Here is a 26,301-nt window from a genome sequence, read left to right as displayed (position 1 = left end):
CGGGCTCGATGGTCTGCTGGCGGGCGTGCAGATGGGGTGCTGGAATTCCATATCTGGGGCTCGCGGCGCGACGCAATCGAAAAGCCCGACAGGATCGTGTTCGACATCGATCCCGATGAGGGCCTCGACTTCGGCGATGTCAAATCCGCCGCACTCGATATTCGCGACCGGCTAGCCGATCTGGGCCTTAAGACCTTTGCGATGGTGACCGGCGGTAAGGGCATTCATGTGATTGCGCCGATTGTCCGTCGCGCCGAGTGGCCGGACGTCAAGGCGTTCGCTTCGGAATTCGCAAAACAGATGGCTGAGGAGGAACCGGATCGATTTACGGCGACACTGTCCAAAAAGGCTCGCAAGGGAAAGTTGTTTATCGACTATCTTCGCAACGAGCGTGGATCTACGGCCATTGCGCCTTACTCCACGCGGGCCAGAGAGGGAGCACCAGTTGCCGTTCCCGTCACTTGGGAGGAGGTTGAAAGCTTGACCGCCGCTAACGGGTTCTCCCTTGAAGCGGCTGTGGAGCGTTCGCGGGACAATGCCTGGCCGAGCTATGGCAAGCTGCGCCAGTCATTGCCCAAATCAGTCAGATAGTTCAGGCCGGGACCGAGCCTGGCTTGCTCGGTCGACGCAAATGCAGATAGGATGGCGAAAACAGGCCAAGTCTGGCCAAGGCGTCGAAATCAAACATTTCGACAATTCCCGATTGAAACGCGATCAGCTCTGACTTGCGCAGTTCCTGAAGCGTACGGTTGACGTGCACTGTAGACAATCCCAATACATCGGCCAATTCGCTTTGGGTCAGCGGCAGCGAAAAGCGCGGTCCCTCAATGCGTCCGACGGCTGCGAGCCGGAGGTAGATTTCGCACAGAAGATGGGCGACCCTTTCAAGCGCCGAGCGTTTGCCGATGCTGACCAGCCATTCGCGGCAAATCGATTCTTCAACCAGTGTCGTGCTCCAGAGAGCCCGCGTTGCGCGTGGCGAGGTCTCCAAGAGCGTGAGGAGGTTGGTGTTTGGAATCGCGCTCATCGACAGTGGAGACAAGGCGGCCAACTGCGGCTGTGCCCCGCCCAGTACGAACTGGCGCAAGTCAATGATGTCCCCTGGGATTAAAAGCGAAAGAATTTGCCTGCGTCCGTCCGGCAAATCGCGGTAGCGGCAGGCAAAACCGTCCTCGAGAACATGGACGTGATTTTCTGTCAGTTTGCCGGAAAGGGATGAATTTCTGCCGGAAAACTGCCGCAGCTGAGCAGGAAGGGCCATGAGGCCGGCACGGTCTGCCGGGTCCAGTGACATGTGGCTCTCGAGCCGGGCAACAAACAGTTCGGTCACGCGGTGGAATCCCCCGGGCTCATTTCACGCTCGGATACGGATTGGCGGCCAGCAGGCCAGCCAGATGAGCCGTGGATTCCACTACCATTCTGGCTGCGCTCGTCACAGTGTCGGGGATTTCACCGAGATCGCGAAAGTCCGTAGAGCCCATGGCATGTCCAACCCAGTAAGAGACGGCGTTGGGCGCAATGGAGAACCCAACGTCGTTGAGCGCCTGAAACAATTCGGCGGATACGTGATGTGCTCCATCCTCATTGCCGACAACGGCCACAGCGGCAACTTTTCCATATGTGGGCATTCGGCCCTCACTGTCTTTTTCAGATATGAAGGCATCCATGCGTTCGAGCGCACGCTTGATGACGCTGGAAGGCTGCCCCATCCAGACCGGCGTGCCGGCAACCACGATGTCGGCGGCGAGAATTCTCTCTCGGATTTGCGGCCAGGCATCGCCGTCGCCTTCGTCGGCGGTGACGCCGGGCAAAACCTGATGATCGGCCAGCCTGACGGTTTCGACAGTAATTCCATGCCTGGCGAAGCCTTCGATCAAAAGATCGATCATGCGATCGGTCGACGAGGTTTGGCCGGTTTTGGATGTCTTGAGTGTGCCGTTTAGGGCGAGAACCTTGAGTGGTGTGGTCATGTGAGAACTTAACTTAACATAGAGTGGGACATGATCCATGTTAATGTCAGCTTGGACAAATTCGGCCTCCGGTGCGGAACCGCATGGATATTCTCGCTGTTAACGGGTGGTGCTGCGAACGCGTTCCACTTGGGCGCGGGGCCAATCGCCTTAATATGTCCAATGTGTGCAACGAAGTTTGCTGTCGTTGCTTGTGCACTCGGAGCGACGGACGAGGCGGAGGAATCGATGGACGCGGATCCAATATTGTCCGGGAAGGCCATAATGATTGTGGAAGATGAGTATCTCATCGCCCTCAATATCGAGATGGCCATGGTGGAGTTGGGCGCGCGTGTGATCGGCCCGTTTTCCCAGATCGATGATGCGCTTGTGGCGCTGAAAGGTTCTGGCCTTCCAGACGCCGCCATCCTCGACATCAATATCCGGGGGCGTCATGTGTTTCCCGTGGCCGACCGCCTTCAGGAACGCCAGATTCCCTTTGTTTTTGCCACTGGCTACGACAATTGGACGATTCCCGATCATCTTTCCCATGTGCCCCGCTTTGAAAAGCCGGTCGATCCGGTTAGGCTGGTGCGTGCATTGGTGGGGCAATTCGCCGAGAGCGATAAGTCGGGGGCTGCATGAGCGCGGTGGAACACACCGTTTCGGACGCGATGGCCGGAAAATGCGTTCTGGTCGTGGAGGACGACTATGTCCTCGCGCGAGAGGTCTGCAATGACCTCAAAAATCATGGGGTCAATGTTCTGGGACCTGCGCCCACCGTCCACTATGCGAGCCTTATCATCGGAAGGCGCCGCCTGGATGGGGCGATTCTCGATATCAAGCTGTTCGGACAGGAGGTCTATGAACTCGTTGACGTGCTGATGGCGCGCGGTGTTCCGATCATCTTTGCCACGGCATATCAGCAGGACCGCATCGACGCGCGCTACCGATCGGTTGATACGCTCCACAAGCCGCTGGATTTGGGGCACCTCAGGCGCAAGGTGGCCGCTTTTAGACCCCAGCAGCCCGCTGCACCTATAACTGCCCCCGAACCTGACTCCGCGCCCGGACCCGTTCGAGCGCGGGATTCGATTGAGGACCGATGGGCACGTCTCATGTTCGATGCAATGCGGGACGGCGCTTGAGACGGCTTGGAGGCCGGTATGATTGACGACAATGGCAAAAGCCATCGCCGAAGCGGGGAGATGCTCTCCACGGACGGTGAGGAGAGGTTTAGGCTAATTGTCGAGAACGCCCGCGACTATGCGATATTCACCACCGACAGCGAAGGCAACGTCGATAGCTGGCCGCCCGGTGCGGCCAACGTCTTTGGCTGGGCCACAGAAGAGATCATAGGCAAGCCGGCGGCTTTGCTGTTTACCCCCGAAGACAGGGAAAGCGGGGCGCCGCGACAGGAATTTGAAACCGCGCTTGCGAGAGGGCATGCCCCAGATGTCCGCTGGCACCAGCACCGCTCGGGGTCACGGGTTTATATCGAGGGAAGTGTCTGGCCCCTCAAGGATGCCGACGGGGCGCCCAAGGGGTTCCTGAAGATCGGCCAGGATATGACGCTGCGCCGCCAGCATGAAATTGCGCTGATGGAAAGCGAAGAGCGGTTCCGCCTGCTGGCCACAACGGTTCCCCATCTTGTCTTCCGGTCCACGACCGAGGGTCGCAGAACCTGGGCCAGTCCGCAGTGGACCGCCTATACCGGTATGAACGACGAGGAGTCGGAGGGCTATGGGTGGCTCGAAGCCATTCACCCCGACGATCGCGAAACAGCGCTGGTGAAATGGGACGAAGCCGGGGAAGAGGGTGAAAGCTATTACGGCGAACATCGCATTCGCCGCAAGCGGGACGGGATGTATCGCTGGCACCAGACGCGCGCCGTGCCGATCCGCTTTTCCATGGACGGCCCCAAGGAATGGGTCGGGTCAGCATCCGATATCCACGACATGCGTCAGATGCAGGAGCGGCAGGGAGTGCTTGTCGGCGAATTGCAACACCGGACCCGCAATCTGCTGGCCGTCGTTCGGTCCATAGCATCGCAAACGGCCGCCACGGTTGGCTCCCTTTCCGAATTCCAGGCAGCCTTCGACCACCGCCTCGGGGCATTGTCGCGCGTTCAGGGTTTGTTGTCACGAACGGAAGGTGAGGCCGTTACCGTCGAGTCCCTGTTGCGTATGGAACTCGATGCAGTCACCGAGGACTGGACCCGCATAGAAATGGAAGGGCCGCGCGTTCTGGTCGATGATGGGAGCTTGCAGACGCTTACGCTGGTCATCCATGAGTTGAGTACCAATGCAGCCCGACACGGGGCGCTTGCCGATCCCGAGGGCCGGATCGTCATTCAATGGTTCCGGCGCGACGATAGCGACAATGGGGCCGGTGGATATCTGGTCATCGAATGGCGGGAAAAATTTTCGCCGCGCAAACCGGACGTGGGCCGTCCGCGGGGATTTGGCCGCCAGTTGATCGAGGAAGCCATCCCCTATCAGCTTGGTGCTTCAACCCGGTTCATTCTGGAGGATGCGGGCCTTCACTGTGTTCTCAGCCTTCCTCTTGATCCCCAAGATGAATAGCGGAACCGGCGCGGCTTGGGAGCATTGAGCTGTTGTAGCGGCAAAAGGGAGCATGATGAGCGAAGACAGATCAGCTTCATCGGACAGCCCGGTTATAGCAGATGTCATGGCGCAGGATGTGAAATCTGCCGTCGCAGTGGCAGGCCATCCGATTCACGCCATGATGGTCCATTTTCCAATCGCCTTGGTCTTTGCGACGCTGGGCGCCGATATTTTCTACTGGTGGACGGGTGATGACTTCTGGGTTCGCGCGGGCCTGTGGTCGGCCGGATTTGCCTTCTGGTTCGGGATAGCCGCAGGAATTGCTGGAACGGCTGAACTCGTTTTGGTCAGGGGCATTCGGGGCCGCGTCGGCAGTTGGACACATGCGATCGCTGCGATGACCTTGATCGCCATCGCCGGTATGAACTGGGGCGTTCGGCTTTTTGATCCAGAGGCGGTGTTGCCCCTGGGCCTTGGACTTTCGGTGTTGGCCGGAATTTTCACGGGGCTGGCCGGCTGGCATGGCGGCAAGCTGGTCTTTGACCACGGCGTCGGGATGATCGTCGGGCCGGACGAATAATCATATGCACATCGAAACAAAAAGGCTCGGCGCCGAAACGAAGACCGTGGCGGCGAGGGCCGCCGAACTCGCCAGCGCCCCGATCTTTGCAAGACTTGGCGCTGGGCGGTCCGCTCTGGCTGCGCGACGCCAATGGCCTATGCTCCACGCGGCGACACCCAGCGCCGCGCCCGAGCAAATAAGCGCCAGCCCGATCACTACCCAGCGCTGGACAGTCGTCGGCCACCCGAAAGCGCATCCTATGGCGTTGACCGCGTAGAGGGCCACAAAGGCAACGCTCCAAAGAGCAAACCCGACTACGATAACCAGCATATGCCTTGGTGGCACTGGCGTAGTTTCCATCACCTCACCCCTTCGAGCATACCGATAAGCGAGGGCATGAGCAGGACCAGCGCCATGCCGAGGACGCCAGTGACTGCCGTATAGTCATGCCATAGCCTTGCGAGGCGAAGGTCCAGGCTGCGGCGTGGCGAGACATAGCCGTTGCGTGCCTTGAGCAGCCCATTGAGCCCGAACATGAGGCCCCCGAAAGCATGAAGCCAGCCATAGCCGATCAACGCCGCGACCGTCGCGGCATGCGCATGACTGGTTGGGTCCGGAAGCAAGAAGACCGCCATGGACAGCACGCCCAGCACCGCCATATCCACGGTCAGCGTCATCGCCAGCATCGGGATGAAAGCCTTGCCCGCCCGGTTCAGCCCGTCGGTCATCCTCATCACCAGCGCGCCGGCGGTCAGCAGCACTGCTGCCGCGATCACCCAAAGATTGGGGGCAACGATTTCGGTCGGGGGCCAGGCGGGTGCCACGAGCCACAGATACAGCGCCCCGAAGACAAGCGAAGCGAACAGCGTGCCGTTGGCCGCCAGTGCAAACACCATTGCCCACCATTGTGTGGGCCCCTCGACCTCGGTGTCCGGCGGGGCCTTCTCGCCGCGTCCGACATCGATGGGACCTTCGTCGACCCTTGAGCCTGATCGCGCAGACCAGAAGAAAAAGCTGACAAGCGTTGCCAGCGCAAAAACCGCGGCAACCGGATAAAGCTTGAACAGCAGACACAGCACCATCACGCCGGTCAGGCCCGCCGATATCAGGGGCAGATAGGTCGGATTGGGCAGGACGACGACGTGCTCAAGACGCCCGGTCGTCATATCCACACCGAGCGTTTCCATGCGGCCCTGGCGCACAAATCCGAGATAGCCTTGCCCTGCCGCCAGTTGGGGCCCCAGTCTATCGGGATCGATGGCGTCCGCCCGCGTGTCGATGCTCGGCAGTGATGCGAATGCGTATGACGCGGGTCGTGTGGGCATCGCCCAATCGAGCGTTGAGGCCTTCCAGATGTTGCGCCGGAACCCGCGTCCAAACCTGAATTGTAGAATCATATCAACGGCAAACAGCGCAAACCCCATGGTCAGGATGAAGCCGCCAACGCTCGAAAGCAGGTTGAGCCAGTCCCAGCCGAAATTGGAGGGATAGGTATAAATGCGCCGCGGCATGCCCATCAGCCCTGTCAGGTGCATCATGAAAAATGTCAGGTTGAACCCGATAAAGATGAGCCAGAATGCCGGCACCGAGATTCGGTGAACGGTTTCGCGGCCGGTGATGTGCGGCAGCCAATAATAGATGGCGGCCAGCATTGGGAACACGAAACCCCCGACCAGCACGTAGTGAAGATGTGCCACCACGAAGTAGCTGTCATGGGCCTGCTGATCGAAAGGCACCATCGCCAGCATCACGCCGGTCAGTCCGCCGATCACGAAAACGAGGAAGAAGCCCGTGACATAGAGCATGGGAATGTCGAAGCGCGGCTTGCCATGAGCCAGCGTCGCCAGCCAGGCGAAGATCTGCACCGCCGTTGGTATTGCCACCAGGGCGCTTGCAACTGAAAAGAACGCCAGCGCCAGGTGCGGGATGCCCACCGTGAACATATGGTGCACCCATAGCCCGAACGACAGGAAGGCGAGCGCCACGATTGCGGCGATTATGGCGTGATAACCCACGATCTGGCGTTGGGCGAAAACCGGAATGATTGTCGAAAGGGCGCCCGCGGCAGGCAAAAAGATGATGTAGACTTCCGGATGGCCGAACAGCCAGAAAAGGTGCTGCCAAAGCAGCGCATCGCCGCCCCGTGTCGGGTCGAAAAAGGGGAGATCGAATGCGCGCTCGAGTTCGAGCAGGATCGAACCCAAAATCAGCGGGGGGAACCCGAACACCATCATGAGCGCCGTGACCAGCATGTACCACGCAAATAGTGGCATACGATCGAGCGACATGCCGGGCGCCCGCAGCTTGAGGATCGATACCGTGATCTCCACCGCTGCAGAAACCGCAGATATTTCTACGAATGTGACACCGAGCAGCCAGATATCGGCATTGATTCCCGGCGTATAGGGTTGCGAGGAGAGCGGGGTATACATGAACCAGCCGCTGTTGGGCGCGACACCGAACAACATGGAAACGACGATGATCGTGCCCCCGAAAAGGTAGCACCAATAGCCATAAGCCGTCAGGCGCGGGAAGGCGAGGTCGCGCGCGCCCAGCATTTTTGGCAGCAGATAGATGGCCAGCCCTTCCAGCATGGGGATGGCAAAGAGAAACATCATCACGGTGCCGTGCATGGAAAACAGCTGGTTGTAGATTTCAGGTCCGACAAAAGCCGCGTCGGGGGTCGCCAACTGGGCTCGGATCAGCATGGCCAGCAGGCCACCGATGGTAAAGAATGCGAAGGCGGTGAGCATAAAGCGCTTGCCCAACACTGTGTGGTTGACCGCTGAAAGCCGCTGCCAGCCCGGTCCTGTCCTCCAGACGCGGTCAAGAGCCTTGTGCAGGCCGATGGGCGAGAGCTTTTCGGGGGACGTGTCAGCCATCGGAAAGCTCCCTCATGAGGGTGTCGAATGCCGCGCGGTCATGAGCCTCGATGGTGAACCGCATGTCTGTATGGCCTGACCCGCAAAACTCCGCGCAGACGCCGCGATAGGTTCCGGGACGATCCGCCTGGATGCGGATCGTATTTTCATGGCCCGGTATCGCGTCGATCTTTCCGGCCAACCGGGGAACCCAGAACGAATGGATGACATCTCCGCTCGTGACAATCACATCGACGGGCTCACCGGCTGGAATGTGAAGGATGGGCGTGCCTTTCACATCTGCCGCGTCGGGATAGGAGAACTGCCACTGCCACTGCACACCGTGCGCAACCACGCGCGTCGGGGTTTGGGCGAGACCGTGCGGCAAAAGCCGCTCGCCGATAAATAGGGCGTAGGAAACCAGCGCGGTCAGCAGGATGCCCGGCATGACAAGTCCGCCCCATATGATCCAGCGCATGGGCGTCATTGAAGCGCCAAAGCCGGGACGTTTCCATACAAACCATAACAGGCCGCCAACGAGCACGAACAACACTACGGCCGCCCAGAACATGACCCACCACAGCGTAGCAACGGCCGCCGCGGCAGGACCGGCGGGATCGAGCGCGGACAGCGATCCCGCACAGCCGCCCAGGGCCGGGATCGAGACCAGCATCGATAGGATCGACCGCACGTTCACTGGAAGTCCCACCCCAGCATATTGCCGGCGATTTCCGAGAGGCGGCCGGGAGCCAGCCAGTCCGGGGTCAGGCGGGACACGTCGATATCGGGCTTGGCGGAAACGATGGCAAGGATGGCTGAAACCACGGCGAGTGTGCCTCCCGTAACGACGACAAACCGCAAGGTGGAATAGCGCGCGGTTTCGTCGAAAAGTTTCAGGATCAACAGGCCCGACAGGATGTGGATCATCACCATCACCCCCACGAAGACCAGCTTGAGGGCGAACCAGGGCTCAAATGTGGAGCGTAGAAAAATCAGACCCGTTCCGCTGCCCACGGCGACGAATGCCGCGGGAGACAGGATGACAACGTAAAAAAAACGCACCATGGCATGCAGCCGGTCCAAGGCATCTGTCTTTGCGACATCCTTGCGTTGTGCAAACAGAAACGGCAGGCAAACCAGCCCGGCAGCCCAGACTGAAATCGTCGCGATATGGACAAGCTTTAATGCGGTGATCATCGGGCAGAGCCCGAAGGACGATGGGCCACAAAGGCGTTTGTCAAACGCAGCACCAGCCAAACGCCGACCAGAAGGTACGGCACCATGGCCGGCACCCACATCAGCAGTCCCGCCAGTTGCTGGTCAGCCAGAGCCGACAGGCCAAACGGTGCAGTTGTTGCGAGGTGCGGTGCATAGACAGGGAAGGGGGTGAATACCAGAAGCGCGCCCAGCAGGCCCATCTGGGCGATGAAGGCGACAAGTGCAATCAGCGCTGCACCGACGCGGGCCAGTGGAGAAAGCACCTCGCGCCAGAGCAACCATGACGTCGCCAACAGCGACAGTTGCATCAGCCAGTAAGGACCAGCGCCAATTATCGCCCATTCATAGGCGCTTGGCGCGTGCCATAGCCAGACAGTCAGGCCATTGAGAAGGGCCAGTGCCGACATAGGCAATAGGGGACCGGTGCGCCATGGAAGGGCAATTGCAACAAGCGGTGCGATAACGCCGATAAGTATCACGTGGTGGGCCACGCGGGCGGAAAACAGCGCCGTTGTCAGATCACATAGGGGGGAGAAGAACGCCACGAAAATCAATGCCATTGCGGCCATCAGGGCGCGGCGGCCCACCGCGTCACGGCGACCCCACAACAACCAGGAGCCGAACAGCGCGATCATCAGCACAGCCGCAAATGGATCGAACGACCACCGAAACCACAAATCCTGCGGGAGCGGCGGTGGCCCGCAATAGACGTCGGAAAAGTCCATTCAGTCGGTCCCCCGTAACCGAGGCGCGCAATATGCGCCATATGAATTTTCCAATGCCTCTCGCGAAAATTCGTTCCCTTCAATGATCCGTTGGACTTAAAACGCAAACGGCCTTATGGGCGGAAACCGGTGTAGTTTTCAGCCAGCGATTGCTGCGCAATGCGCGAAGCGCCGAGATAATCGAAATCGGCGCGCTGGATGCGGCGGCCGAAATCACCGCTGTCAGGAAATGTGTGGAGGAGTTGGGTCATCCACCATGAAAAACGCTCGGTGCGCCAGGTGTTTTCAATTACTTTTCCGGAGTAGGCGTCGATGCCGGCTTTCGATCGTTCGCCATAAAATTCATTGAGCGCGGTGGCCAGTTCCATCACGTCGTGGATCGCCATGTTGAGGCCCTTGGCGCCCGTTGGAGGCACGATATGGGCAGCGTCGCCAGTCAGGAACAGTCGTCCGAAGCGCAACGGCTCAGCCACAAAGCTGCGCAGCGGCGCTATGGATTTTTCGATCGAGGGGCCTGTCTTGAGGCTTTCGGCGATGTCGGGATTGAGCCTGGCGCGCAATTCGTCCCAGAACATTTCGTCGGACCAATCCTTCGCCTTCTCTGTTGCACCCACCTGCACATAGTATCGTGACCGCGAATGAGAGCGCATCGAGCACAGCGCGAACCCTCGCTCGTGGTGCGCATAGATCAGTTCTTCGGCGACAGGTGGCTGATCGACCAGCACACCGAGCCAGCCGAAGGGATAGACCCGTTCAAAAACCGATATTGCCTGGTCGGGAACGCTGGCGCGCGACACGCCATGAAAGCCGTCGCAGCCGGCAACAAAATCGCAGTTGATCTGATGGGTTTGCCCATCCTTTGTGAAGCTAACCCGAGGTGTCTCGCCCGCGAAATCATGGATCTGGACGTCGCTGGCTTCATAGATCGACTTGGCGCCAGAGGCGATCCGCGCGTCCATCAGATCGCGCGTGACCTCGGTCTGGCCGTAGACCATGACCCTGCGTCCGATCAATTCGTTGAAATCGATACGCAGCATGTCGCCGTCAAATGACAGTTCCACACCGTCGTGGACAATGCCTTCGGCATCCATGCGCTGGTTGACGCCCATCCGGCGCAGCAGGTCCACAGAGCTCTGTTCGAGAACGCCGGCCCGAATTCGCCCGAGCACATAATCGGCGCTGCGCTGTTCGATGATCACGGCATCGATACCGGCGGTCTCCAGCAGCCGCCCAAGGGTCAAACCTGCCGGCCCGGCACCGATAATTGCAACCTGAGTGCGCATGACGTTCCTCCCAAAGTGACGGCATTCTTGCCCGATTGGCTCGCAGAGTGTGGATTGCCCACGTGATTGCCAATGGACAGGCGCGACAAAGAGTTGGATTATAGCAACATGGAAGCCATTCCGACCTATGCGCTCTACGGCGAAAACGAGAACAGCGGCGAAAGCTGGCTGCACTGGGAGACCATTACCTCCCGGTCGCGCCTGCACGGCTTCCGCATATCGCCCCATCGGCACGACCAGCTCTATCAGATCCTCTATCTCAGAGGGGGTGCCGCTACGGTCATGCTCGATGGCGATACGTTCGAGATTTCGCCTCCCACGATTGTCATCGTGCCACCACTGACGGTTCACAGCTTCGTCTTTTCTGAGGGTGTCGATGGCTTTGTTCTGACGTTTTATATCCAGGATGTCCGAAATGGGCTTGCAGACATCGGAACCGCCATGGACGGGCTGATGAGGCCGTGTATCCTCAAACCGGTTGCCGGGGTCGTGGAGACCGACGAAATCGAGCACGCCGTCGAACGGTTGATTGCCGAAGCCGACCGGAGCGCGCCGGGGCAGGTCGCAGCGCTAAGGGCGCGCTTGAGTCTGCTGCTGGTTGCTGCGCACCGGCTCGATCTTGCTGCCGCGCGAAACGATGATGCGGGAAGCGGACCCGCCGACCGGCATGCCCACGCGTTTCTGGGACTTGTCGACCGGCATTTCCGGGACACGCGCAAGGTTGGATTTTACGCAACCCGGCTGGGCATCACGCCCACGCATCTCAACCGTGTCTGCCGGCAGGTCCTGGGGCTTTCCGCCCTGACAATCATCGAGCGGCGTATCCTGCTCGAAGCCCGCCGCTATCTCCAGTTTTCCAGCTTGAGCATCAAGGAAATCGGGATTGTTCTGGGCTATCCCGATCCTGCCTATTTCAGCCGCTTCATGTCGCGGCGGCTGGGGCAGGGGCCGCAGGCGATCCGCGACGGTCTCAGCCGTCATGTTCGCGGGTAGCGGCGCGTATCGTGTGGCTCAGGATTTCGAGCGAGGCGTTGGAGGGCGAGCCCTCTCGGGTCGTCAGGCCTACCGCACCCTGAGTATCGGTGGTGTCGACGGGCAGTGCCTCAAGACGAGCCGCCGCAATTTCACGGATCACAACGCCTTCGGAAATCACCCAGACGGCATCGGTCTGCGCCACAAAGACATGCCCGAACGAATCCGAGACCGTTTCTATCGCATGGGGCAGCTCCGCCATGCCGTGCGCCAGAAGATATCGGTCGACATAGGGGCGGATGACCGAACCCGTAGGTGGCATAAGAATAGTATAGTCGCGGATGCGCTCGAAATCGAATTGATCGCGAGTGAGCAATGGGTGCCCGGAGCGGACCACAAAGCGGACCTGTTCGGAATAAAGATATTCGAACGTCAGCCCGGCCATCTGTTCGGGTGCTGCGAGCCGTCCCACGACGAGATCAAGCGTTCCGGTGCGCAACTGGCCGAGCAGGACGTGGTTTTCGCCGGTCACAATCTTGACCGGGCTCTCGGTACCTTCGGCCAGAAAGCGCTCCATCACCTTCGGCATTATGCGTGCCGAGACCGTTGGCAAAGCACCGATCCGTACCGGCGGCCCGGCATCGCCCCGGCTCAGACTGTCAATTCCGGTCTGGAGGGCAGCCACGGATGCGCCCGCGTGACGCAAGAACACCTCTCCATAGCGCGTGACCCTGAGCCCGCGCCCGTCCTTTTCAAACAGCTTCTTGTCGAGAATCTCCTCGAGTTCGCGGATGGTCTTGGTCACCGCCGGCTGGCTGACGGAGAGCACCTGCGCCGCGCGTCCCACGGAATTCTGGCGGACCACTTCAATGAAGGTGCGCAAATGGCGGAAGCGGACACGACTGTCGATCATCTGATAACCCATAATCTGAAGGTTATCTATATCGCCGATAGTTTCATTTTACAAAACCAATCACGCGCTCCAATCTGACCTTGTCGGAGGAACCTCATGGACTGCATCAAAGTCGGCGACATTGTCCTGCACTATCGCGCGCGCGCGGCCGCAAATGGCGCCGCCACGATCGTGTTCATCAATTCCCTTGGCACCGACTTCCGCATCTGGGACGCCGTGATTGCTGCGCTTGATGCCGATCTGGGCGTTGTCGTTTACGACAAGCGCGGCCACGGGCTCTCGTCATTGGGTCAAACGCCCTATTCGGTCGCCGATCACTCGGGCGACCTTGCAGGCCTTCTCGACGCTCTGGCGATATCGAAAGCCGTTATCTGCGGGCTTTCGGTCGGTGGTCAGGTCGCCCAGCAGCTCTATTTCGAGCGGCCCGACCTCGTGTCCGGGCTCGTCCTTTGTGATACGGCCGCGAAAATCGGTGAGCCCAATTTCTGGAACCAGCGCATCGAGACCATCGCCCGCGACGGGCTGGCGTCGGTCACTGATGGCATCATGGAGCGCTGGTTCAGCAAGCGCTTCCGAACCTCGGGCGATCCGCTTTTCAGCGTCTCCCGCTCCATGTTCGAGCGGCAGCCTGTCGAAGGGTATCTGGCAACCTGCGCTGCGATTGCCGGATTTGACAGGCGCGCGGACACGGCATCCATTTCGGTTCCCACCTCGGTTCTGGTGGGGTCGGAGGATGGCGCGACGCCGCCCGAACTTGTGCGCGGTTTTGCCGATACCATCCCCGATAGCGATTTTCGGATCATAGAGGGTGCGGGCCATCTGCCCTGCATCGAAACGCCCGAACCGGTTGCTGCGGCCATTGCTGCGCTGGTCGAACGGGTTACAAAAAAGGAGCATGCGCAGTGACGCAGAACAAAGGCCCAACGGCCCGCCACAGCCAGGGCATGGCAACGCGCCGCAGCGTGCTTGGCGAAAGCTATGTTGACAAGAGAGTCTCAGCCACGACCGACTTCGAGCGCCCGTTTCAGGACCTCATCACCGAGGCAGCCTGGGGGCATGTCTGGTCGCGCGACAATTGGGACAAGCGCCAGCGTTCTATCGTCACCATCGCGCTTCTGGCCGGTCTGGGTCACTATGATGAAATGGTGATGCATATCGAAGCGACCGTGCGCACCGGTGCAACAGAGGACGATATCCGCGAGATCATGCTTCATGTTGCAATTTACGCGGGCGTTCCCACTGCAAACCATGCGATAAAGCTGGCCCGGCAGGCTCTTGCGCGCATGAAGGGAGACAAGGATGAGTGACCGTTTGAGCAATTCGCGCGCAGAGGCCGGCGCCTTTATGGAACGGGACCATTCCCAGCACCCGCCCGCCTTTGCGCCAGGATACAAATCCTCGGTTCTGCGCGCGCCCAAACAATCGCTGATCAGCTTTTCCAGCACGCTGAGCGAAAAAACCGGCCCGGCTTTCGGCCACAACATGCTGGGGGAATACGATAACGACCTGATCATCAACTACGCCAAGCCCGGCGAGGAAGCCATCGGCCAGCGCATCGTCGTTCATGGCCGGGTTATTGACCAGAACGGCAAACCCGTCCCCAATGTACTCGTCGAATTCTGGCAGGCCAATGCGGGCGGGCGCTATCGTCACAAGCGCGAGGGCTACCGCGCGCCGCTCGATCCCAATTTCGGCGGCTTCGGGCGCACGATCACCGATGACAATGGATATTACTGGTTCCGCACCATCAAGCCCGGCCCCTATCCCTGGCCCAATGGGGTCAATGACTGGCGTCCGGCCCACATCCATTTCTCGCTGTTCGGCACAGGTTTTGCCCAGCGCCTCGTCAGCCAGATGTATTTCGAGGGCGATCCGCTCATCAAGATTTGCCCCATCGTCAACACGATCAGCGATCCCGATGCGATCGACCGGCTGGTCGCGCGGCTCGACATGAACAACACGATCCCCATGGATCTTCGTGCCTATCGCTTCGATATCGTGCTTCGGGGCCGCCGCTCGACCTTCTTTGAAAACCGCAAGGAGGGCAATTGATGTCAAAGCCGCTCGATTACCTCAAGGAAACGCCCTCCCAGACGGCTGGCCCTTACGTTCACATCGGGATGACTCCCAATGAATACGATATCGGAGGCGTGATCCCGGAAGACCTTGGTCTGAGGGTCGTGTCCGACGGGGTCAAAGGCGAACGCATCAAGGTCACGGGCCGGGTCATCGATGGCGGTGGCAATCCGGTTGGCGACTGTGTCGTCGAAATCTGGCAGGCCGATGCCAACGGCATCTACAACAGCCCCATGGAACACCGCTCTGGCGTTGATCCCAATTTTTCGGGCTGGGGGCGGCAACCTGCTGGGTCCAGTGGCGAATTCTCGTTCGACACCATCAAGCCTGGGCAAGTTCCCCTTGCAAGCGGCGGGTTCATGGCGCCGCACATTACCTTCTGGATCGTGGCGCGCGGCATTAATGTGGGGCTGCAGACGCGAATGTATTTCTCCGACGAGGAACAGGCGAACCAAAGCGACCCTGTTCTGGCCAAAGCCCGCATGATCGGTCGCGATAAAACCCTGATCGGCCGGCGAGACGGCAATATCGTAACCTTCGACATCTACCTTCAGGGTGAAAACGAAACGGTCTTTCTGGACGTCTGATGTCTCTTTCCCCTTTCGATCATCCGATCCTGTCCGGCTTGTTCGGTGATCCCGAACTGGTTGGACTGCTCTCGGCCCAGGCTGACGTCGAGGCTATGGTGGCCTTCGAAATAGCGCTGGCCGCGGCGCAGGCCGAATGCGGGGTCATTGCGCAAGCCGATGCGGAGATGATCGCCGGGCTGGAAACCAGATACAGAGCAGATTTCGAGGGGCTCAAATCGGGGTTGGGACGGGACGGCGTGGTTGCTCCCGAAATGGTCAGGCAGATGCGCAGCGCGCTGGGTGGCCAGGCTGCCCGATCACTGCATTTCGGGGCGACCAGTCAGGACGTGGTCGACACGAGCCTGGTTGTTCGTCTCAAGTCGATAACGGCAATCATTGGCACCCGCATTGCTGCCGTTGAAAAGGCTCTTGCGTATCTTTCCGACCGGTTCGGCGGCCGCAAGCTCATGGCCCGGACGCGTATGCAGGATGCGCTCGAGATTACCGTTGCTGACCGGATTACCGACTGGAGTGCGCCGCTCGCCCGGCATCGTCAGCGGCTTAAAGAGATCGAAGGGCGTCTGCTTGTCGTCCAATATGGCGGCGCCGTCGGCATTCTTGAAAAGCTCGGAGAAGATGGCCTGCGCGTTACAAGGGCGTTGGCAGAGAGACTAGGTCTCGGCATCACCGAAAAGCCTTGGCACAATCAGCGCGACAGCATTGTCGAATTTTCCGGCTGGCTCGGCCTCGTCTCAGGCAGCCTGGGCAAGATGGGGCAGGATATTGCGCTAATGGCGCAGAATGCCATGGGCGATGTCGTTCTGGCCGGCGGCGGCAGTTCTTCCGCCATGCCGCACAAATCAAATCCGGTTTCCGCCGAAGTGCTCGTGACGCTCGCTCGCTATGTCGCGGGGAGCGGAGGCACGATGGCACAATCTCTCGTTCACGAGCAGGAACGCTCCGGTGCGGCATGGACGTTGGAATGGCTTGTCCTTCCCCAGATGATCCTGGCAACCGGTAGCAGCCTTTTGATTGCTTCCCGCCTGCTCGAATCCGTCGAAACTATCGGGCAGGACTAACTGTGTGCGCAATTTCGGGGTCGTCCAGCCATATGTCTCTGCTCGGTTGGCTCCAATCAGCCCAAGGTCTGGGTTTTAGCTTTCCTTGAGATCGGATAGGAGAGCCGCCATATAGCTGGCACAGACGATCCGGATTTGAACCGGGGCGCATGCGGGAGAGCTCTTATGACCTATGGCAAGGCACCCAAACCACCCCAGAGCCCGCCGGGCATTCTGGCACGGAAAGGCGGTGAGCCCATTGTGTGCCTCACGGCCTATACAACGCCTATCGCGCAACTCGTTGACAGCCATTGCGATCTCGTTTTGGTCGGCGACAGCGTGGGCATGGTGCTGCACGGTCTGCCCAATACGCTCGGGGTCGATCTCGACATGATGGTGATGCATGGCAAGGCCGTCCGCCGTGGCCTGAAATCGGCACTCATGGTGGTCGATCTGCCGTTTGGGACTTATGAGGAAAGTCCCGAACAGGCATTCCGCAATGCCACACGGCTGATGCGCGAAACCGGGTGCGACGCCGTCAAGCTCGAGGGTGGAGTGCATATGGCCGAAACCATCGCTTTTTTGACGCGCCGTTCGATTCCGGTCATGGCCCATGTCGGGCTGACGCCTCAGTCCGTCCATACCATCGGTGGCTATAAGGTGCAGGGCAGGGGCGCCAATGCCCATGCGATTCTGCGCGATGCGCAGGCCGTTTCAGAGGCCGGCGCTTTTGCCGTGGTCATCGAAAAGGTGCCCGATATCCTGGCCCGGCGTATCACCTCGGACATTGACATTCCGACTATCGGGATTGGCGCCTCGGCAGCATGCGACGGACAGATTTTGGTCGTTGACGACATGCTTGGCATTTTCGCCGATTTCAGGCCCAAATTCGTAAAACGCTACGCTCAATTGGCGGATGATGCAGACCGTGCCATCTCAGCCTATGCCGAAGATGTCCGGTCGCGCCGTTTTCCGGCCGCCGAGCACGTATTCGGCGATGTGCCGGCCAGCGTTCCGGATGCTGGATGAGCATGCTGATCGTTCGTAGCGTTGCCGAGATTCGGGCGCAAATTGGCCATTGGCGCGCAGCCGGCGACAACATTGCCGTGGTGCCCACGATGGGCGCCTTGCACGAAGGACATCTCTCGCTCGTCCGGGCCGCCAAGGGCAGGGCCAAGCGCGTCATCGTCACGCTTTTCGTAAATCCCAGCCAGTTCAACAATGCTGAGGATCTGGCCAGATATCCGCGTGATGAAGCCGCGGATAGCGCGCGGCTTGAAGCCGAGCATGTGGATATGCTTTTCGCGCCCGACATCGCGGAAATGTACCCAGAGGGCTTTGCCACCAAGGTTTCGGTTTCCCGGTTGAGCGAAGGTCTTTGCGGCGCGTACCGCCCCGGACATTTCGAGGGCGTTGCGACGGTGGTCACCAAGCTGTTGCTTCAGACCCAGGCTGATTCCGCATTTTTCGGCGAGAAGGACTATCAGCAACTCAGCGTCATTCGCCGTCTTGCGTGCGATCTCGATATTCCGGTCGAAATCGTCGGCGTGCCCACCGTCCGTGAGGCGGACGGCTTGGCCATGTCGTCGCGCAATGTCAGGTTGAGCGAAACAGCCCGCAAACAGGCACCGGCCATGGCCGAGGCGTTAAGGGCCGCAGGCGTTGCCATTGAGGCGGGACGGCCGGTTTCGTCCGCCGCGGACGCCGCCAAGACGACGCTTTTGACGGCGGGCTATTCCGAAGTCGAATATCTCGAACTGCGCGATGCCGAAACACTTGAGCCGGTTTCCAAACTCGATCGTCCCGCCCGGCTGCTCGCTGCCGGCTGGCTTGATGGTGTGCGTCTGATCGACAACATTGCCGTCTTGCCAGCACACTGAGCCGCCTATTGCGCAGCACCGGCCTCGCTTTGGGTTATCAGGGGCAGGGTGATCCGGAAACAGGCGCCCTCTTCGCGGGTGGAAACCAGTTCAAGCACACCGTCCATCCTTGAGATGATTTCCCGGCTGATCGGTAGCCCCAGCCCCGCACCGGCATATGGCCCCGTTTCGCCCAGCCGCCCGCGATAGAATTTGTCGAAGATTCGCGGCTGTTCTTCCTGAGCGATCCCGATGCCGTTGTCCTCGACTTCGATGATATAGGCGCCCCTCTTGAGCCTCGAGCGCACTTCGACAACCGGAGCGATGGCGCCGTTGTATTTTATTGCATTGGAAATGAGGTTGATGAGCACCTGACTCAAGCGGTCGGGATCGGATCGCACGTAGGCGGCCGAGGCCCTGGTTCCGATCTTGACCTGCGTATTGCTCTGGCGCGCCAGTGCATCGCAGACCCGAAGCGCCTGATCGAGCGATTCTTCTGCATCAATGGGGCGGTTCTCCCAGGCGCGCTCACCGCGTTCCAATGCTGAAAGATCGAGAATCTCATCGAGCAGGGAGGTCAGGCGCAGGCTTTCCTTGTGAATGGTCGACACGAATTTGGCCCTGGAGGCGTCGTCGAGTTCCTCGTCGTCGAGCAGGATCTCGGAAAAGGCCCGGATCGCGGTCATCGGCGTGCGCACCTCGTGGCTCACCTGGCTCAGAAATTCATCCTTCTGCAGGTCCACTTTACGCAATTGCCGGTTGGCTTCCTCGAGCTTTTCTGCGGTTGCCCGCAACTGGGTGGAGGTCTTTTCCAGCTCCTGGGAATATTCGATGGCCTGCTGGGTTTCGTCGGCCATCTGCATGACCTCCTCAAGCGAGATGGAATCGCCCGAGACCACTTTGGACAACATGACATGGGCCGATGCAGCGCCGATCGACCCGGCCATTTCGCGCTCCAGCCGCCGGATGAACGACGAACTCGGTTCCAGCGTCGTCCATGGCATCCGCGCCTGCTTTGCCTCTTCGGAGAACAGTGCCACGGCGCGCTCGTGGCCCAAAACGCGACGCGCGACAAGAAACAGGTCGTCCGCCGTCGCCGATCCACGGATCGGGCTCGCCTCGTTGCTGGTGCGCCGGAAAACATTGAGAAACAGTGCAGCCTGGACATGTTCGAGGGCCGACTGGTTCGTCATAAGTGAGCCCAGGATCAAAACCGTTGTGTTGAGGAACAGACTCCAGAATACCGCGTGGGTGAGAGGATCGAGATCGTCAAAGCCGAACAGGCCTTGTGGGCGCAGCCAGTCAATCCCCCATGGTCCATTGGCCATCACCGAGGCAACAAGTGGACTTGAGGAGGCAAAGGACGGCATGAAGCTCGACCAGAGCCAGACCACAAAACCCACGGCTATCGCGCAGATGGCAGCTTTTGTTGAAGCATCACGCCAGAAAAGGCTCGCAAGTATGGCCGGAAGGAATTGCGCGACGCCGGTAAACGAGATCAATCCGATCGGCGCCAGCGCGTCTGACCCGCGGGTGAGATAGAAATAAGCGAACCCCAGCAACAGGATAAGCATGATTGAAAGGCGCCGCGCATTGAGGATCAACCGCCTCACGCCCTGTCCATCGCCGATCCCGTCACCCGAGGTCAGTCGCAGCATGATGGGCACGACGATGTGGTTGGAGACCATGATCGAAAGCGCGATGGATTCAAGGATGATCATCGAGGTTGCCGAGGAAAACCCGCCGATGAACGCAAACAGTGCTAGCGCATCCTGACCCTGTGCAAGTGGGAGCGTGAGCACGAACATGTCGGGGTTCGAGCCGACCGGCATAAACGTAAGCCCGAACAATGCGATAGGGAGTGTAAACAGGCTCATTGCAAGCATATAGGCCGGAAACGCCCAACTCGCAGTGCGCAGGTGTTTTTCGTCCGAGTTTTCGACAACGGTGACTTGGAATTGTCGTGGCAGGCATATGATCGCCGCCGCGGCCAGAACCATCATGGAAATCCAGCGGTCGCCAAAAGTGTCGCCGGCATGGATATTCAGTCCCGCCGTCTCGGCATTGGCAAAGATGGTATCCATACCGCCGCCGACATAGACGACGAACACGCCGACGGCGAGCAGCGCCGTGAGTTTGACAACGGCCTCGAAGGCAATGGCGGCCACCACGCCGTGGTGTTGTTCCTTGGCATCCACATTGCGGGTGCCGAAAAGAATTGTGAATATGGCCATGCCTGCGGCCACGCCAAATGCCAGCCCGACCTCATCCCAACCCGCCAGACTGCCGCGTCCAAATTCGGACGATCCGGCAATGGCCTCGATCGATGAGGTTATGGCCTTGAGTTGCAGGGCGATATATGGCGCGATGGCAATTACGGCCAATACGGTTATGAGCACGGCCAGGGTGCTCGATTTTCCAAAGCGCGATGACAAAAGATCGGCAATCGAAGTGATGCGCTGGTCGTGGCTGATGCGGACCAGGCGCCTGAGAATGAACCACCATCCAATGAAGACGATAGTGGGCCCCAGATAAATTGTAAGATATTCCAAGCCGTTACGGGCTGCCGTGCCGACGGCGCCGTAGAAGGTCCAGCTCGTACAGTAGACCGAAATCGAAAGCGTATAGACGAAGGGTGAGCGCAAAAATCCGCCGCTTCGGCTCCGCGTGTGCCGGTCGCCAAGATAGGCGATAACGAACAAAAGTCCGACATAGGCCACGGCAGTCGCAATGACGAGGTCGGCCGTCAGCGTCATCGGCGCTCCTCGCCCGGCAATTGATGCGGTTCATCGCGCGGTAGCGCGTAGCCGAACCATGCGGCGCCGATAACGAGAAACACCCACAGGCCGAACAGGAAAAGCGTTGCTACGGGGACCCCGGCGACAAATCCGTCGAACCTGAACAGCAAGATCAGTGGGGGCAGGGTCGCCATCGCTCCGAACAGCGTGAAAAACAGCGACGCGCCAATGATCTTACGCCGTGTCATGGCCCGTGATCTTCAACTGGGTTGCGGGTCGTTGGCGGGCGCGCCAAGCAAGCTGCGCACTGCATCGACGACATCGGCGTTGGAATAGGGTTTGGTGACGAATTTGTTGGCTCCAAGCTCCTCGGCAATGCGCCGGTCCTGCTGTTGGCCTTTGGCGGTCAGGACGAGAACGGGCAGATCAGCCGTGCTCCGGTCGGCCCGGATTTGCTTGAGAACCTCAAATCCGCTGCGTTTTGGCAGCATGATATCGAGGACCAGTACACGCGGGCGCTCTCGCCGAACGGCGTCCATGACGGCTTGGCCATCCATGACAGCACTGATCGTCCATCCCGCTCTTTTCAGAACGAAATCAAGTGCTTCAAGGATGCTCGGCTCGTCTTCTGCAATGAGAATATCGATCGCCAAAACTCCCCCTCCGAGCCCCTTCCTCCTCGGGACTCATATTCACATAACCGCAATTGCCGTCATTCGCCAAGCCCCCGCGTGTTGGGGGTTAGGCTTTGGCTGTGCTCAGCGTGGGTTCGTCGCCTGGAGCGAAAGGGGCCTCCTCGCGGCTGACGCAGTCGGTTCGCGTACACAGGCGGCAGGTTGGTCCAACCGGCACGTCGGCATCGGCGTCGCCAAGGTCCAGCCCGTCGGCATAGACAGTGCGGTCGGCATGCAGAATGTCGGTAACAAGCAGGATCGAATGGGGTAGGGCCTGGTCTGCAAAGCCGGAAGCGCGGCGCGAAACCGCTTTGGCCACGAAAAGAAATCGGGACCCGTCGGAAAAACGAACGACTTGCCGCACCAGTTGACCCGAAGACCTGAACGCACCGTACAGCGCCCAAAGGGGGCAAGCGTGCCCGGTATGGGGCAACAAAAGGCCGGGAAGAGGGAAATGTTTGGTCAGACGCCCGGCCGGATCGGAACGCAGGAAGCCAAAAGGCACGCCTTCCGCTCCCTCCGCGCGCAGTGTTACGAGCCGGTGGGCGATCTGCTCGAAGCTGGCATTGTAGCGTTCGCTCAGCGCCTCGACGTCATAGCGGAGCGTTTCCGCGTCATCGAGAAACCGCTCGTAGGGGAACAGCGCCGCACCGGCGATATAAGAAGCTAGATAGGAGCGGGCTAGGTGGCGGGCCGTCTGCGAGGAGAGGTGAGGGACCTTGACCGCTTCGGTCAATTCGTCGTCGCTGGTCAGTTCCGAGATTAGCCGAACCATTTGAAACTGGCGGGTTGATTGCGGCACGGTGTTTCGGAACCACAAGACGCCCCGCTCAGCATCATGACCAAAGGCCCGCCCTGAATTCGGCCTGGCGTTTCGCTCGACATGGACACCATGGACGGCTGCGAGATGATGGGCGATCGCCGCTTCTCCCAATGCGCCTGACGACTGCATGTCCCGGGCTATTTCCGCCCCTCGGTGCTCAAGTGCCGGGAAATAATTGCGGGCCGCGAAAATCATGTCATCGAGCTCGCGCCGCACAGATGCGGATTTGCTGACAGTGCTCGCGTGGTCGAACTGTCCGATCAGGTTCTGTGCCACAGCGGACAGTCCACGGGTTTCCTTTGAGATCGAGGAGACAAATTGCGCACGTTCGGCGCTGCTGAGGTCATCCACATCTTCAAGAATTTCAGCTGAGGATCTGACGGCGGTTATGCCCGATAGAACCTGATGGAGGAGCTGGCTGAGCAGGGGATCTGCCCTCAGTCGGTTGGCATAAGCGTCAGCGCTCGCCGAGGCTGCCATATAGGCCCGATAGAGTTTTGCAATGATGCGAGCGATGTCGGGTTGCGTTGCAACCAGGCTGCGGGCCGTCTCCATGCCAAGGCCGACATCGGCAAGGGCCGGGTCGGCGAAGGTCTCGACAAGCTCATGGATAAGTCGGTGCTCGGATTCGCCCGTAAGCTCATCAATGGGAATGTCGAGCTCAGCCGCGATGCGTTGGAGCAGCGTGCCGCCAACCTGGCGCTTGTTGGCTTCGATGAGATTGAGATAGCTGGGCGAGACGTCGACGCTGCGTGCCAGTGCGGCCTGGGAAAGTCGCAAACCCTTGCGGCGTGTCCTTATTCGAAGCCCGATTGGCGCTCGCATCCCGTCCTCGCTTGTCAACTGTTTGACATAATATGGGCGCTAATTGGTCAAAGCTTTACAAAATTTCTTATTAATTACAATAGTATATTGCTCTTGCATTAACGGCACTCGATACTTCGGCGGTGGATTTGGGACATATGGAGGTATGGCCCGCCGCACCAAAGGAGGAGATTAATGAGCGATTTGAAACGCGGAATCAGCCGTCGTCGCGTCGTCAAGACGGGCATGGCTGGCATCCTGGCGACGGGGGTTTCCCCCCTCATTCTGTCCAAGGCGGCTTGGGCGCAGGAATTTTGCAACGCGCCGACCGGTGATACCGTTACCTTGGGTTTCAACGTACCCCAGACCGGCGCTTATGCCGACGAAGGCGCCGATGAACTCAGGGCCTATCAGCTGGCGGTCGAGCATCTTAACGGCGAGGGCGATGGCGGTCTGATCCCGCATTTTTCATCCAAGACCCTTACCGGAAGCGGAATTTTGGGCAAGCGCGTCGAGTACGTGACCGGCGACACCCAGACCCAGTCCGATCCCGCCCGTGAATCGGCCCGCCGCATGATCGAGCGCGATGGCGCTGTTATGATTACCGGCGGTTCGTCGTCCGGCGTTGCCATCGCTGTGCAAAGCCTTTGCCAGGACATGGGCATCATCTTCATGGCGGCCTTGACCCATTCCAACGACACGACGGGCAAAGACAAGCGCAAATACGGCTTCCGCCATTTCTTCAATGCCTATCAATCGGGTGTTGGTCTGGGGCCGCAACTGGGTGCTGCCTATGGCAATGATCGCCGCGCCTATCATCTGACCGCCGACTACACCTGGGGCTGGACGCAAGAAGAATCGATGATCGCCGCGACCGAAGCGCTTGGTTGGGAGACCGTCGAAACGGTCCGGACGCCGGTGGGCGCTGGTGACTTCAGCCAGTATATCACGCCAGTCCTCAACTCTGGCGCCGACGTTCTGATTCTCAATCACTACGGGTTTGACGGCATCAACTCGTTGACCCAGGCGACCCAGTTCGGTCTTCGCGACCGTCAGGCCAACGGCAAGGATTTCCAGTTGGTCCTTCCGCTGGTTTCCGATCTCATGGCGGCTGGTGCCGGCTCGGCGATGCAGGGCGTTTACGGCACGTCGAACTGGTACTGGAGCATGCAGGATGAAGGCTCGAAAGCCTTTACCGCTTCATTCGGCGCCAAATTCGGGTCGCCCCCCAGTCAGGCGGCGCATACCGCATATGTCCAGACGCTGCTTTATGCGGATGCCGTGGAACGGGCCGGTACATTCTATCCGCCCGAGGTCATTGCCGCGCTTGAAGATTTCGAGTTCGACGGCATGGGCAATGGTCCGACCCTTTATCGTGGGTCCGATCACCAGTGCTTCAAGGACGTTCTGGTCGTTCAGGGCAAGGAGCAGCCATCCAACGAGTTTGACCTTCTCGAAGTGGTGAATACCGCCTCGCGTGACAGCGTCACCTACGATCCGTCGATCTTCGGCGGGGAGTTGGGCTCGGCCGACCCGCAAATGTGCTGATGCCGCACTGACGGTGGTTTGCATGTCCGGCCGCCGCGGTGGCCGGACAAACCTACATCTGGAGCCAAATCGATGGATGCGATTCTCGCGCAATTGCTCAACGGGCTGGACAAGGGCGGCGCTTACGCCCTGATCGCCTTGGGTCTCACTCTGGTTTTCGGCACTTTGGGTGTCGTTAATTTCGCTCACGGCGCGCTGTTCATGCTCGGCGCCTTCTGCGCGGTCACGTTCCGTGCCCTGATTACGATGGAAAGCGTCACGATCGACGAAACCCAGCTTTCGCCCTGGGGGGCTCCTCTCGAAATTCGCACGCCGATGGCCGAAACCTGGTTCGGCGATTTCGGCGCGGTACTCGTTGATTATTCGGTGCCTTTTTCGATTCTTCTGGCCATTCCTGTCATGCTGATCATCGGCGTGGCGATGGAACGGGGGCTGATCAAGCATTTCTACAAACGCCCGCATGCCGAACAGATCCTGGTGACCTTTGGTTTGGCCATTGTCCTGCAGGAAGTGGTCAAGGCGTTTTTCGGTCCCAATCCATGGCCGCAACCCATTCCGTCCGACCTGCGGGGCGCCACCGACGTGGGTGTCCTTTTCGGAATGCAGGCGGGCGCGGTCACATATCCGCTTTGGCGGCTGGTCTATCTTGGCTTTTCGCTCGCCGTTCTGGCTGCAGTGTTCGCATTCCTGCGCTTCACGACCTTCGGTATGGTGGTCCGTGCGGGCATGGCTGACCGCGAAACCGTCGGGTTACTCGGGATCAATATCGATCGCCGCTTTACGATCATGTTTGGTTTGGCGGCGGTGGTGGCGGGGCTGGCAGGCGCCATGTATACGCCGCTGCTGCCGCCCAATTACAGCCTTGGCATGGATTTCCTGGTGCTTTCGTTCGTGGTCGTCGTGGTTGGTGGGATGGGCTCGCTGCCCGGCGCTGTCGCAGCCGGTTTCCTGCTCGGCATCCTGCAGTCCTTTGCATCAATGACGGCAATCAAGGCCATCATTCCCGGTATCGACCAGATCATCATCTATGCGGTGGCTGTGATCATTCTGCTTGTTCGTCCCCGTGGTCTGCTGGGCCGCCGTGGCGTGATGGAGGCCTGAG

27 protein-coding genes and 1 pseudogene are annotated in these 26,301 nt (G+C 59.7%); 15 read left to right on the top strand and 13 right to left on the bottom strand.

All coding sequences use genetic code 11. The annotated features are described in order from the left end of the window. Nucleotides 1-591, top strand: a pseudogene (locus tag AACZ55_RS05235) (DNA primase small subunit domain-containing protein); the annotation flags it as partial. Nucleotide 592: 1 nt separating this feature from the next. Here AACZ55_RS05235 and AACZ55_RS05230 read toward each other — a convergent pair. Further along, nucleotides 593-1,261 carry a Crp/Fnr family transcriptional regulator gene (locus tag AACZ55_RS05230; protein ID WP_339643859.1) on the bottom strand — a complete coding sequence of 223 codons (669 nt, stop codon included), beginning with the start codon at nt 1,259-1,261 and terminating at the stop codon, nt 593-595. 88 nt (nt 1,262-1,349) lie between these two features. Continuing rightward, nucleotides 1,350-1,970: an NAD(P)H-dependent oxidoreductase gene (locus tag AACZ55_RS05225; protein ID WP_339643857.1), complete on the bottom strand. Its 621-nt coding sequence runs from the start codon at nt 1,968-1,970 to the stop codon at nt 1,350-1,352. 264 nt (nt 1,971-2,234) lie between these two features. On the opposite strand from AACZ55_RS05225, the gene AACZ55_RS05220 reads away from it, so the two are divergent. The 4 genes from AACZ55_RS05220 to AACZ55_RS05205 are packed head-to-tail and all read left to right on the top strand — an operon-like array spanning nt 2,235 to nt 5,096. Further along, nucleotides 2,235-2,594, top strand: coding sequence for a response regulator (locus AACZ55_RS05220; RefSeq protein WP_339643855.1), 360 nt, complete (start codon nt 2,235-2,237; stop codon nt 2,592-2,594). Further along, entirely contained in the window at nt 2,591-3,097 is a 507-nt protein-coding gene (locus AACZ55_RS05215) for a hypothetical protein (RefSeq protein ID WP_339643852.1), read from the top strand. Before AACZ55_RS05220 ends, AACZ55_RS05215 begins: the two co-directional genes overlap by 4 nt. An 18-nt stretch (nt 3,098-3,115) precedes the next feature. Beyond that, nucleotides 3,116-4,534: a PAS domain S-box protein gene (locus AACZ55_RS05210; RefSeq protein WP_338610342.1), complete on the top strand. Its 1,419-nt coding sequence runs from the start codon at nt 3,116-3,118 to the stop codon at nt 4,532-4,534. A gap of 55 nt (nt 4,535-4,589) precedes the next feature. Then, entirely contained in the window at nt 4,590-5,096 is a 507-nt protein-coding gene (locus AACZ55_RS05205) for a DUF2231 domain-containing protein (RefSeq protein ID WP_338610344.1), read from the top strand. Here AACZ55_RS05205 and AACZ55_RS05200 read toward each other — a convergent pair whose 3' ends face one another. From AACZ55_RS05200 to pobA, 6 genes are all read right to left on the bottom strand, one after another. Then, on the bottom strand, nt 5,097-5,438 hold the full coding sequence (locus tag AACZ55_RS05200; RefSeq protein WP_338610346.1) for a hypothetical protein: 342 nt from the start codon (nt 5,436-5,438) through the stop codon (nt 5,097-5,099). Beyond that, entirely contained in the window at nt 5,438-7,960 is a 2,523-nt protein-coding gene (ctaD, locus tag AACZ55_RS05195; protein ID WP_339643847.1) for a cytochrome c oxidase subunit I, read from the bottom strand. Before ctaD ends, AACZ55_RS05200 begins: the two co-directional genes overlap by 1 nt. Further along, entirely contained in the window at nt 7,953-8,636 is a 684-nt protein-coding gene (coxB, locus tag AACZ55_RS05190; protein ID WP_339643844.1) for a cytochrome c oxidase subunit II, read from the bottom strand. The genes ctaD and coxB overlap by 8 nt, the downstream gene beginning before the upstream one ends. Then, nucleotides 8,633-9,136: a CopD family protein gene (locus AACZ55_RS05185; RefSeq protein WP_339643841.1), complete on the bottom strand. Its 504-nt coding sequence runs from the start codon at nt 9,134-9,136 to the stop codon at nt 8,633-8,635. Before AACZ55_RS05185 ends, coxB begins: the two co-directional genes overlap by 4 nt. Further along, nucleotides 9,133-9,882 carry a cytochrome c oxidase assembly protein gene (locus tag AACZ55_RS05180; protein WP_339643838.1) on the bottom strand — a complete coding sequence of 250 codons (750 nt, stop codon included), beginning with the start codon at nt 9,880-9,882 and terminating at the stop codon, nt 9,133-9,135. Before AACZ55_RS05180 ends, AACZ55_RS05185 begins: the two co-directional genes overlap by 4 nt. Before the next feature lie 113 nt (nt 9,883-9,995). Then, complete coding sequence (gene pobA / locus AACZ55_RS05175) at nt 9,996-11,165, bottom strand: 4-hydroxybenzoate 3-monooxygenase (protein ID WP_339643835.1); 1,170 nt, start codon at nt 11,163-11,165, stop codon at nt 9,996-9,998. A 108-nt stretch (nt 11,166-11,273) separates the two neighbouring features. Here pobA and AACZ55_RS05170 point away from each other — a divergent pair, with 108 nt between their 5' ends. Beyond that, nucleotides 11,274-12,158 carry a helix-turn-helix domain-containing protein gene (locus AACZ55_RS05170; protein WP_339643832.1) on the top strand — a complete coding sequence of 295 codons (885 nt, stop codon included), beginning with the start codon at nt 11,274-11,276 and terminating at the stop codon, nt 12,156-12,158. On the opposite strand, the gene pcaQ is transcribed toward AACZ55_RS05170, so the two are convergent. After that, nucleotides 12,136-13,050 carry a pca operon transcription factor PcaQ gene (pcaQ, locus tag AACZ55_RS05165; RefSeq protein WP_338610356.1) on the bottom strand — a complete coding sequence of 305 codons (915 nt, stop codon included), beginning with the start codon at nt 13,048-13,050 and terminating at the stop codon, nt 12,136-12,138. The genes AACZ55_RS05170 and pcaQ overlap by 23 nt on opposite strands. A gap of 96 nt (nt 13,051-13,146) precedes the next feature. On the opposite strand from pcaQ, the gene pcaD reads away from it, so the two are divergent. The 7 genes from pcaD (at nt 13,147) to panC (ending at nt 18,633) form a co-directional block, all read left to right on the top strand. After that, nucleotides 13,147-13,956, top strand: a complete 810-nt coding sequence (gene pcaD, locus AACZ55_RS05160) for a 3-oxoadipate enol-lactonase (protein WP_339643828.1) — start codon at nt 13,147-13,149, stop codon at nt 13,954-13,956. Next, nucleotides 13,953-14,357 (top strand): 4-carboxymuconolactone decarboxylase, encoded by a 405-nt coding sequence (gene pcaC, locus AACZ55_RS05155; protein WP_339643825.1) that lies wholly within the window; start codon nt 13,953-13,955, stop codon nt 14,355-14,357. The genes pcaD and pcaC overlap by 4 nt, the downstream gene beginning before the upstream one ends. Next, entirely contained in the window at nt 14,350-15,102 is a 753-nt protein-coding gene (gene pcaH / locus AACZ55_RS05150) for a protocatechuate 3,4-dioxygenase subunit beta (protein ID WP_338610358.1), read from the top strand. Before pcaC ends, pcaH begins: the two co-directional genes overlap by 8 nt. Continuing rightward, entirely contained in the window at nt 15,102-15,713 is a 612-nt protein-coding gene (gene pcaG, locus AACZ55_RS05145) for a protocatechuate 3,4-dioxygenase subunit alpha (protein WP_339643822.1), read from the top strand. The genes pcaH and pcaG overlap by 1 nt, the downstream gene beginning before the upstream one ends. After that, complete coding sequence (locus tag AACZ55_RS05140; protein WP_339643819.1) at nt 15,713-16,774, top strand: 3-carboxy-cis,cis-muconate cycloisomerase; 1,062 nt, start codon at nt 15,713-15,715, stop codon at nt 16,772-16,774. Before pcaG ends, AACZ55_RS05140 begins: the two co-directional genes overlap by 1 nt. Before the next feature lie 165 nt (nt 16,775-16,939). Beyond that, nucleotides 16,940-17,782, top strand: coding sequence for a 3-methyl-2-oxobutanoate hydroxymethyltransferase (gene panB, locus AACZ55_RS05135; RefSeq protein WP_339643816.1), 843 nt, complete (start codon nt 16,940-16,942; stop codon nt 17,780-17,782). Beyond that, nucleotides 17,779-18,633, top strand: a complete 855-nt coding sequence (gene panC, locus AACZ55_RS05130; protein ID WP_339643813.1) for a pantoate--beta-alanine ligase — start codon at nt 17,779-17,781, stop codon at nt 18,631-18,633. Before panB ends, panC begins: the two co-directional genes overlap by 4 nt. 5 nt (nt 18,634-18,638) lie before the next feature. Here the strand turns inward: panC and AACZ55_RS05125 are convergent, their stop codons facing one another. The 4 genes from AACZ55_RS05125 to AACZ55_RS05110 all read right to left on the bottom strand — a co-directional run bounded on the left by AACZ55_RS05125 (nt 18,639) and on the right by AACZ55_RS05110 (nt 23,672). Then, nucleotides 18,639-21,368 (bottom strand): sensor histidine kinase, encoded by a 2,730-nt coding sequence (locus AACZ55_RS05125; RefSeq protein ID WP_339643810.1) that lies wholly within the window; start codon nt 21,366-21,368, stop codon nt 18,639-18,641. After that, nucleotides 21,365-21,598 (bottom strand): hypothetical protein, encoded by a 234-nt coding sequence (locus AACZ55_RS05120; protein WP_338610368.1) that lies wholly within the window; start codon nt 21,596-21,598, stop codon nt 21,365-21,367. The genes AACZ55_RS05125 and AACZ55_RS05120 overlap by 4 nt, the downstream gene beginning before the upstream one ends. 12 nt (nt 21,599-21,610) lie before the next feature. Continuing rightward, complete coding sequence (locus tag AACZ55_RS05115; protein WP_338610370.1) at nt 21,611-22,003, bottom strand: response regulator; 393 nt, start codon at nt 22,001-22,003, stop codon at nt 21,611-21,613. A gap of 88 nt (nt 22,004-22,091) precedes the next feature. Next, nucleotides 22,092-23,672 carry a short-chain fatty acyl-CoA regulator family protein gene (locus AACZ55_RS05110; RefSeq protein WP_339643806.1) on the bottom strand — a complete coding sequence of 527 codons (1,581 nt, stop codon included), beginning with the start codon at nt 23,670-23,672 and terminating at the stop codon, nt 22,092-22,094. A 174-nt stretch (nt 23,673-23,846) separates the two neighbouring features. On the opposite strand from AACZ55_RS05110, the gene AACZ55_RS05105 reads away from it, so the two are divergent. Beyond that, nucleotides 23,847-25,199 (top strand): substrate-binding protein, encoded by a 1,353-nt coding sequence (locus tag AACZ55_RS05105; protein ID WP_339643804.1) that lies wholly within the window; start codon nt 23,847-23,849, stop codon nt 25,197-25,199. Nucleotides 25,200-25,271: 72 nt separating this feature from the next. Then, on the top strand, nt 25,272-26,300 hold the full coding sequence (locus AACZ55_RS05100) for a branched-chain amino acid ABC transporter permease (RefSeq protein WP_338610376.1): 1,029 nt from the start codon (nt 25,272-25,274) through the stop codon (nt 26,298-26,300). Nucleotide 26,301 lies beyond the last annotated feature (1 nt).

The sequence above is a fragment of the uncultured Pelagibacterium sp. genome, from assembly GCF_963972885.1.
In the GTDB taxonomy this organism is placed as follows: domain Bacteria; phylum Pseudomonadota; class Alphaproteobacteria; order Rhizobiales; family Devosiaceae; genus Pelagibacterium; species Pelagibacterium nitratireducens.
This window is presented reverse-complemented; position numbering and strand designations above follow the sequence as displayed.